Origin of the sequence: Jannaschia seosinensis, assembly GCF_001408515.1 — a bacterium.
GTDB lineage: Bacteria > Pseudomonadota > Alphaproteobacteria > Rhodobacterales > Rhodobacteraceae > Jannaschia > Jannaschia seosinensis.
Genome location: NZ_CYPR01000036.1, coordinates 1 through 8898 on the forward strand (window position 1 = coordinate 1; position 8898 = coordinate 8898).

Here is an 8898-nt window from a genome sequence, read left to right on the forward strand (position 1 = left end):
TGACGCTCGGGCGTGCGCTCATAATGGCTCGCGCCGAGAAACCGCTCCCGTTCGATCTGCATCGCCAGCTCGAAAGCCCGCGCGAACACCGATGCGATCTCGCCGGGCCCGTGCTCGATCAACTGTTCCAAGACCGCCTCAAGCGCCGTATCCTTCCGCCTGTCCATTCGTTCTTCTCCATGGTTGTGTTGCAAGGCCATGGAATACCAGAATGGGCAGCTTGTGCTGGAGGCGCCCCAGCACGAGCTCACGCCCCGCGTCTCAAGCGAATTTCCAGACCTGAGGGTACAGTACCCGCCGTGACGGCAGGTCGGGGACCATGAAGAGGTCGTCGGCTGCGTTGCAGAGCATGAACGTGTCGGACGGAAAGCGTCCCCGGGCGGAGTTCAGCTTCGACTTCACCTCCGGCGGCAGGACCACTTTCATCACGAGCTGATATTTGTGCTCCTCGTGATGGTACTGCGTCATGTGTATCGCGAACAAAGCGGTATCGCCGACGATGGTGAAGGCATGCTGATGCGGCATGTTCGTGATCACGTCGGGGCCCTTGTGGTGACGGTGCGCGGCGTGGTCGTGTTTCATCGGCGGCAGTCCGGGAATTGACGGGTCAGAGGGGGCATGGAGAGACCATGTTTGCGGCACAGATCGGCGGCACAATCGATTGCCATCCGCTTCAGCGCGCGCGCGAGTTCGGGCGTCAGGTCGCCCGCCGCCGTCGAAGTCATGAACGGGTTCATCTGCGTCGAAATGAGAAAGCCGAGGGCAACGCCCGGCGTCGGATCAACCCCGCAGCGCTTCGCGAGATGGTCCTCGAACGCATCTCCGTAGGTTTCAGGCTTGAAGGACGAGGCGGTCACGAACAGGGGCGCGTCGGGAATCTTGTAGCTGCCGAATTCCCGGACCGAAAGCGTCTGAAACACCGCATCGTTCAGGGCATTCATCAGAGACAGATTCCGGTTCAGCCCATCTGCCGTGCGAAAGTTCAGAATATAGGCACAGATCGTCTGGTCCGATCCAAGCTCGCGGAACAGCGACGACAGGTCCGGATCGGCGAGAAGCTTCTCCACAAAAGCATCGTTCGCGACGGGGGCGATCTGCCGGGCGATCAGCGCGCGCTGGGCCTCGATTTCGGCGGCCGTGCCGCCCGCGCGTTCGGCCGGCAGACGCTGAAACGGCGTCAGGGTCACCGGTCCGTCCGGATCAAAAGCCGAGAGGAGGGCGCAGTAGAAGCGCTTGAAGTTGAACACACATTTCGCCAGCAGCCGCCCGTATCCGGACCGGTCGGCCGGTATCACCGCATGCGACAGATAGACAGCCGCCGCCGCCGCGCCCGGCTTCGACCCTTCGATCCCGTAGACGCCGACGCTGGGAACGGTACCGCCGTGAAACACGACCGGCGCCGCGAACGCGACCGTCTCGCGCATTGCGCCGTTGCGATAGACCAGCGATCCGGCGGCATAGGGCACGAAGCCTGACTTGTGGGGGTCGACGGTAATCGTGTCGCATTGCAGGAAGGCGCGGTAATGGCGTGCGGTCTCTTCGCTGAGCGTCATGCCTGGACCCATGCCGAGGTCGTGCGCAAAGGAGATGTCGTTCGCCGGATTTCCCTCGGATTCCTCGGGCGCCTCCTGCACGCCCTCGTGGCGCGACAGGAGACGTGCCTCTTCGTCGGTCCCCTCCAGGCCGCACCGCGCGATCTCCCGCTCAAGCTTCGACGGCCGCAGCATCGCCGCGAAGTATCCGCCCCAGGCCGCATCGGCGTGCAGCGTGAACTCGAGCCCCATCTCGCGGTATTCGTCGCGGATTTCCGCAATGTCGGCGAGGGGGTCGACCGCGCTTTCCTCGGTCGTGCCCATTACGGCGACGACCTCCAGCACGGGACGCTTTTCGTCGAGGCACCTGTCGAGGTGGCGGCGCAGGTCCGCCATCTCCATCCGCCCGTCCAGATCGACGCAAACCGGCAGAACGCTCGTCCTGCCGAGCCCGACCAGAGACGCACCCTTGGGCCACGAATAATGCGCCGTCGCGGGGGCAAGGATGACGGGCGCCAGCGTGTCGGGCAGGAACCTGCGGCTGAATTCGATCATCCCCAGATCGGCGATCGTGCGGGCCGCAAGCGCCGCGGCGATTGTTTCCGGATCGATCCCGCCCGCCGCCGCGACGCGTTCCGACAACCCGACCGCCTCGTCCACCGGCAGGTTGAGGCGGCTCCATGTATCGAGGTCGAGGAGACGCCGCCGCCGTCCATCGAGCGTTCGGACGGTGACGTTGCGCGCCGAGGCCAATCGCGGGTCGTGCGCCACGGCGTCGGCCAGAGCGAAGGGGAGGAACTTAAGGTTTCGCGCGGCCCAGATCGATTCCGCGTTCGCGACGGAGCCGTCGCACGTGATGTGTCCCCATGGCCGGGGCAGGTCGCTCTCCTCCTCCGGGTTGCGAAAGCCCAGCATCCGGCAAAGATCGTCGCAGACCGCCATCTCCAAAAGCGTGGTTACGGGCGACGCCTCGGCCGCGACGTTGTTCTGATTGTAGAGAAGCCCCGCGAAGTGGCCGATGACCGCCGGCAGGGCCGTATCCCAGTACATATGCGACTGGTTGCGATAACTCGACAGCGGGATCGAGGCCCTGAGATGATCCAGCATCTCATCGAGCCTGTCGCCGATCAGCTCGACCGCGTTGCCATAGGCGGGGTTGTCGTTGGAAATGACGTGGTCCGGCGCCATGGCGGGATCGTCGGGGCGGTAATCCTTGCGCGCCTTTACGTTCGAGTTGATCGCGCGATCGATCATCTTGCGCAGAACGTTCTCGTTCTCTGCCTTGGGGCCGAGGAACCAGGCCGCTGGCGTGCCGATGGAGGTCGGATGGTCGAGGCTCAGCTTGTCGGGATGGCGTCGGCGGAAGGCGTCGATCGACTTGTGCAGGTCGTGGCAGCGATGTCTGTCGGTCAGGTTCTTCCCCTTTTTCTACCCGCCTTAGATCGAGCGGCTCGTCTTATCCGTCGCCTTGATTGTGGATCCGCGGTGTCTTCAACGGCCCGGACGGCACGAAGCCGAGCATCGTGCCGTAGAAGGACAGTTCCTCCTCCAGCGCGCCGATGATGGTCGACGCCTTGCGAAAGCCGTGGCTCTCGCCCTCGTAGAATTCGTAGGCGTGCGGACGCTTGCGGCTGTTCAATTCGTTGATCAGCACATGGGCCTGATCCGGCGGCACCACCGGATCCTCAGTGCCTCGGAACAGGATGATGGGACAGTCGATGCGATCGGCGTGGAACAGGGGCGAGCGGTCGCGGAACAGTTTCGCGGCGGCGGGGTAGGGGCCGAGCAGGAGTTCAGCGTAATGCGCCTCAAGTTTGTCGGTGACGCGCGCGATCATCTCGAGGTTCGAGATGCCGTAATAGCTCGCCGCCGCGCTCAAAAGGTCGGTGAAGGTCGCGAGCGCAAGCGTCGTGTACCCGCCGGATGATCCGCCGCGCGACACCACCCGATGCGGATCGGCCAAGCCCTCCGCGACCAACGCACCGACGGCCGCCACGCAGTCCTCCACGTCGACCTGACCCCAGCCCCCGTAGATCGCGCGGCGGAACGCGCGCCCGAAGCCCGAGCTGCCCCGGTAGTTCACGTCGACGACGGCGAAACCGCGCGATGTGAAGAATGGGATGGTCAGGTCCAAGGCAGATCGCGCGGCCGCCGTGGGACCGCCATGGATCATCACGATCAGCGGCGGCCGCTCATCGCGTGGCGCGACGAAGCGCGGGTTTTGCGGTGCGTAGTGAAACGCATGCGCTTCGTCCGCGCCGGTGGGTCCGGTCGGAAACGTCATGGCCCGTGGCGCCGCGATGCATGCCGCGACATCCGCGTTCAAGGGCAGTCGTGTCGTGCGGATCAGCTCGATCGTGCCGGTGGCAAGGTCCATGCGCCGGATACCGGGCGGATCGGTGAAAGACGCACCGACAAAAACCGCCGCACCATCGCTGACGCAAAGATGCTCGATGGAGGTGAACGGCGTGTCCATGACGGTGATGGGCCCGGTTGCGGTGTCGACACGCACAAGCGAGGAGGTGCCGTTTCGATTTGGCGCCGCGAGGATCTCCTCGTCCGATACGAAGCCATAGGATGCGCCGCCCAGGCGCCAGGCCGGCGGCGCGAGCTCCGCGGTCTCGCGGGTGATCGGCGAAAGCGTCCCGTTCACACAGCGGCAGATGTTGTTCCATCGATCACCATCGATCGCGACCTTGTCCGACACCGCATGAAGCACGCCGCCCGGGGACCAAAGCGGCTGGACCACCGCCTCGGAGAACCGCATCGCTTCCTTCAGGATCGGGTTGGTTCCGGCATCCTCGCTTTCCGCCGGCGAACCGGCGACTTTTCGAACGTCATGCAAAGCGCCTGAGGGGTCGCGATCTCGGCCATCCTTAACTCGGTCCCCTCCCACGGCATCGAGGGATAATTCCAGGTGATCCATGCCAGTTGCCGCCCGTCCGGCGACAGGCGCGGCATAGAAGTCGCCGCCTTCGGCCAGCACACGGGGAGGGCGTTCGCCAGCCAGATCCAGAGCAACGGGCGTCTGGGTCGGTTGTCCACGCGTTATGACGCCCGCCTCTTCCATCACCGCATAGACCACCGCGCGGGCGGCATCGATTTCAAAGTCGGCATAGGTCGCGTCGGCAAGCGGGGTGATCGGAACCGGAAGCTTGCCCGGGTCTTGCCGGTGAACCCGCTGATCACGCGTCTTCGGAAGTGCTGCCGCGGCATACTGGGTGAAGACCAGCATGCCGTCCCGCACCCCCATCGCGCCGCCGCCATACGAATTGACGATGCTGCGGGCGTCATACCAACGCGGCAGAACGTCGACGACGCCAGCGTTGCGCGTCCAGCGCATGACCGCGCTACGCCCGCCCTCCTGCGGTCTGGCCTCGGTCCAGACGATGGAGTCCCCGTCGAGCTTGATCTGCTCGATCTTCAACGTGCCTTCGGCGAGATCGGCAGGCGCGATGGGCGACTCCCATGCGCCGAAAGGTTTCGTCTCGCGCGCGTCGCTCATTGGCTGTCGTCCAATCTCGGGGTGATCCGCAGAACGATAAGCAAAAGGTGATGTAAGGTAAGATTGTGTTGAAGATGCGGGCATCCTACAAAGCGTCGAACGGGCACTGCGACGCCGGCGTCGGTACCGATGCGAACCGCACCAAGGTCAAATCCAGCGCTATGACCCTGCTTGTGGCGTCCTTGGCAGGCACATGTGCGAAGCGAGGCTCCGAAAGCGGGCAGTCCTGCGGGTGCGTGATCTGCTGCGCCGAACCGGCAAACTTTCCACGCTTTGCAGCGAAAGGGGCAAGCGCCGCTACTCACCGAGGCGGCTTCGATCTCGTCGTGGGGCCTGAAGGGGCGACGCATGGGCCAGCGTTGAACCGCTCAAACCTCCTGCGTCGTCTGAAATTGCGACCCTTCGACGAGCATTTCGTGCAAAAGTCCGGTCAGTCGCGCGCGAGACGCAGGACCCCGGCGGGTTCGATCTCGTGTTCTCCGAAGCGGCGCGGTGCGCTTGCGTAGTTGAAGACAAACCGCTCCGCACCGGTATCGCGCAGACGTACCCCTTCGGGCAAATCGTGCACCTCCAGCCCCGCCTCTTCGGCGAGGGAGCGAAGGATGCGCGACGCAGCCACCTCGTCGGGCCAGCCTGCAAGGTGCAGCCGGTTTCCATTGCGGATCAGAATCGGGAGGGGTGAGCTTTCTTCCGTCCGCTCAACGATCTCCGCATCGGTCTCCAAATGCTCCAGCCAGAGCGTCACGTGGCCGCCGCCCTTGAGAGGGCGGGGCGCGTCGGGCGGAAGGGTCTCCTGCAATACCGAGGTCGCCGGAAGGTCCGGCAGATCGGGCCCCAGAGGGACGCGGGTCGCCATCTCGGCATCCTTGAGATCGGTGCGTGGCCCGGTGAGGACCAATCCCTCCGCCGCCGCGATTGCCGCACGCAGCGGGTCGGACAATCGCGCCACCGCGGGAACAAGGGTCAGGGCATAGCCTTCGAGCGCGGCCGTATCCGGTGGCAGGATATCGATGCTCAGGCCTAGCTGCCGCAGCGTGCGGTAGAGGCGGAAGCACAGGTCGAAATGGTCGAAGCCGGCCCCTTGCGGCTGTATCTCCCACGCCCATTGAGATGCGTAATCGAAGACCATCGCGACCGGCACCTGGGCCGCGGCGGCGTCCGGTGCGTCGGCCAGCTCCTGCGCGACTTGCCTTGCCTCGGCAAATCCCGGCGCTTCGGTAGAGTCGGGGCGCAGAAGGCCGGCATGCTGCTGCTCCTGCGCGCGGGGGAATTGCCGCCAGCGGAACCAGCATACCGCTTCGGCGCCGTGGGCGAACGCTTCCCAAGACCAAAGCCGCACCATACCGGGCTGGGGCGCAGGGTTCCACGGCGCCCAGTTCACCGGACCGGGCTGCTGCTCCATGACCCACCAGCGCCCGCGGCCGACGGCGCGGTAGAGGTCGTGGTGGAATGCCTGAAAGTCGGGATCGCCCTGCCGGAGATAGGCGGTCTTGTCGCCGCCGGGCACGCGGTCCAGCAGGAAGCCCATCGGATAGCTGTCCCAGGTCGCGATCTCCATCTGGCGACCGGTCGCGAAATGGTCGAACTCGGTCACGCGGCCCATGTAATTGTGCGAGATCGGCGCGTCCGAATGTTCACGGATGGCGTCCACCTGTGCCGCGTTCCAGCGCACGACCATGTCCGAGGCGAAGCGGCGGAAAGCCATGGAATGGGCCGGGTTCGGCTCCGTCACGGTGAGATTGGGCAGGTCGATCTGCCTGAAATCCTCGTATGCCATCGACCAGAACTCGTTGCCCCACGCGTCATTGAGCGCGGCCATATCGCCGTAGCGGTCACGCAGCCAATCGCGAAACGCGTCGCGTGCGACGGGCGACCAGCTCAGCACCGTGTCGTGGCAACCGTATTCATTATCCGTCTGCCACGCCGCAACGCGGTCGCCGTAACGCGCCGACAGAAGACGGGCCATGTTGGCGGAAGCCTCGCGATAACCCGCATGCGCGAAGCAATAATGCCGCCGCGATCCAAAGCGACGCGGCCGCCCCTCGGCGTCATGAGCCAGCATGTCCGGAAAGCGGTCCAGCATCCAGCGCGGCGGCGTGGCCGAAGGCGTGCCCAACACGACCGACAGCCCCGCGCCGTTCAACGTATCGATCGCGCGGTCGAGCCAGTCCCAGCGATAGTCGCCGGGCCGCGGCTCCAGCTTGGACCAGGCGAATTCGCCGATCCGGACCCAGGTAAGGCCCAGTTCGGCCATGCGGCGTGCATCCTCGGCCCAGACGTCTTCGGGCCAATGTTCGGGGTAATAGCAGGTGCCGATCGTGCGTTTCACAGGATGATCCGGGTTTCGGGTTTACCCCGTGCGGGGACGTCGGCGACCCAGGTGCATCCCGCGCCGGGCTCGGCGGGCTCGCGGCCTTGCAGGGCGGTGGTGACAAAGAGTTGCCGCAGGTCCGGGCCGCCGAATGCGGGGCAGGTGACATGCGCCGCGTCGATTTCGACGGCTGCGCGGAACCGGCCGTCGGGTCCATGGCAGGCGACGCGCCAGGCGCCCCATTCCGCGACCCAGACATTGCCGTCGGTGTCGCAGACCGCGCCGTCGGGGGCGAGGCCGGCGATGGACAGGTCCACGAAAAGCTCCGCCCGCCCGGAGGGCCAGCCGGCCCGGTCGATATGTTGTTTCCAGATAGCGCCCCGCGCGGTGTCGGCGAAATAGGCCGTGTCGCCGCCGGGCGCGAAGCAGATGGCGTTCGGTATCGTGATATCCTCGAAAAGCTTGCGCAGTTCCCCACGGAAGTAGCGATAGATCGCGCCCGCGCCGGGCTCTGCCTCGCGGCCCATCGTGCCGATCCAGAAGCCACCCAGCGGATCGGCCCGTCCGTCATTCGACCGATTGCCCGGCTTGTCGGCCTCGAGATCGAGGATCCGGGTCCGGTCGCCGGTATCGATATCGAACTGCCACAGCGCCGAAGCTCCGGCCACCATCAGCGTGTCGTGATCGATCCAGCCCAATGCGCTGATCGACTCGTCCCATTTCCATTCCAGTGGTCTGGACGCATCCACGCTCAGCAGCCGCTTGCCCGTGATGTCGCACCAGAAGAATTGCGCCCGGTCCGGATGCCAGAACGGCCCTTCGCCCAGCGTGCAGCGGCGTTCGTCGTGGATGCGTGCGCGGATCATGCCATTCTCTCTCCGGTCGTGGCAGCGTCATAGGCCGCGACGGCGGCATGGGCGTGGCGGGAGATGTCGGCGGCCGAGAAGCCGGGGCGGTAGAGTGCGGTGCCAAGCCCGAAACCGTCCGCGCCAGCCGCCAGCCACGCGCCGAAATTCTCCGGCCCGGCACCGCCCACGGCATAGATCCGCGTGCCGCCCGGCAAGATGGCCCGCATCGCACGGAGGCCCGACGGTCCGGCCATGGATGCGGGGAAGAGCTTGAGCCCCGTCGCGCCAGCCTGAAGCGCAAAGAAGGCTTCGGAAGGCGTGAAGAAGCCGGGCCAGCTTTCGAGTCCCAGCGAGGTGGTCCGGCCGATCACCTCCGGATCCGTGTTCGGCGAGACGACCAATCGGCCACCAGCCTCGGCGACCGATTCCACTTCGGCGGGCGACAGGACCGTGCCCGCCCCGATGGTTGCCTCGTGGCCATGCGCCACGGCCATGGCGGCGATGGAGCGCAACGGCTCCGGTGAGTTCAGGGGGACTTCGATTGTTGTTATTCCTGCGGCGATGAGGGCTTTGCAGGCGGGGAGGGCTTCGTCGGGGGGGATGCCGCGCAGGATGGCGATCAGGGGGCGGGGTGCGGGGGTCATGGCAGGTCCTTTGCGGTCTTGAGGCCGGCGAGTGTCATCTCGGCGGCGGAAAGGATGC

The 8898-nt window shown here is 65.6% G+C and carries 6 protein-coding genes; all 6 read right to left on the minus strand.

The features are described from left to right. Positions 1-261 precede the first annotated feature (261 nt). On the minus strand, positions 262-582 hold the full coding sequence (locus tag JSE7799_RS02940; RefSeq protein ID WP_055662271.1) for a hypothetical protein: 321 nt from the start codon (positions 580-582) through the stop codon (positions 262-264). Continuing rightward, a complete protein-coding gene (locus tag JSE7799_RS02945) occupies positions 579-2786 on the minus strand; it encodes a pyridoxal-dependent decarboxylase (RefSeq protein WP_055662272.1) in 2208 nt (735 codons plus the stop codon). The genes JSE7799_RS02940 and JSE7799_RS02945 overlap by 4 nt, the downstream gene beginning before the upstream one ends. 202 nt (positions 2787-2988) lie before the next feature. Beyond that, positions 2989-5037 carry an alpha/beta hydrolase family protein gene (locus tag JSE7799_RS02950; RefSeq protein ID WP_055662273.1) on the minus strand — a complete coding sequence of 683 codons (2049 nt, stop codon included), beginning with the start codon at positions 5035-5037 and terminating at the stop codon, positions 2989-2991. Positions 5038-5467: 430 nt separating this feature from the next. Then, on the minus strand, positions 5468-7366 hold the full coding sequence (locus JSE7799_RS02955; RefSeq protein ID WP_055662274.1) for a beta-galactosidase: 1899 nt from the start codon (positions 7364-7366) through the stop codon (positions 5468-5470). Beyond that, positions 7363-8214, minus strand: a complete 852-nt coding sequence (locus JSE7799_RS02960) for an SMP-30/gluconolactonase/LRE family protein (RefSeq protein ID WP_083480200.1) — start codon at positions 8212-8214, stop codon at positions 7363-7365. Before JSE7799_RS02960 ends, JSE7799_RS02955 begins: the two co-directional genes overlap by 4 nt. After that, positions 8211-8840, minus strand: a complete 630-nt coding sequence (locus JSE7799_RS02965; protein WP_055662275.1) for a 2-dehydro-3-deoxy-6-phosphogalactonate aldolase — start codon at positions 8838-8840, stop codon at positions 8211-8213. Before JSE7799_RS02965 ends, JSE7799_RS02960 begins: the two co-directional genes overlap by 4 nt. Between the last annotated feature and the right edge of the window lie 58 nt (positions 8841-8898).

Excerpts from the sequence above, each read along its gene's own strand:
- JSE7799_RS02945 (WP_055662272.1), bottom strand. The coding sequence starts at position 2,786 with ATGATCGATCGCGCGATCAACTCGAACGTAAAGGCGCGCAAGGATTAC.
- JSE7799_RS02940 (WP_055662271.1), bottom strand. The coding sequence starts at position 582 with ATGAAACACGACCACGCCGCGCACCGTCACCACAAGGGCCCCGACGTG.
- JSE7799_RS02965 (WP_055662275.1), bottom strand. The coding sequence starts at position 8,840 with ATGACCCCCGCACCCCGCCCCCTGATCGCCATCCTGCGCGGCATCCCC.
- JSE7799_RS02960 (WP_083480200.1), bottom strand. The coding sequence starts at position 8,214 with ATGATCCGCGCACGCATCCACGACGAACGCCGCTGCACGCTGGGCGAA.
- JSE7799_RS02950 (WP_055662273.1), bottom strand. The coding sequence starts at position 5,037 with ATGAGCGACGCGCGCGAGACGAAACCTTTCGGCGCATGGGAGTCGCCC.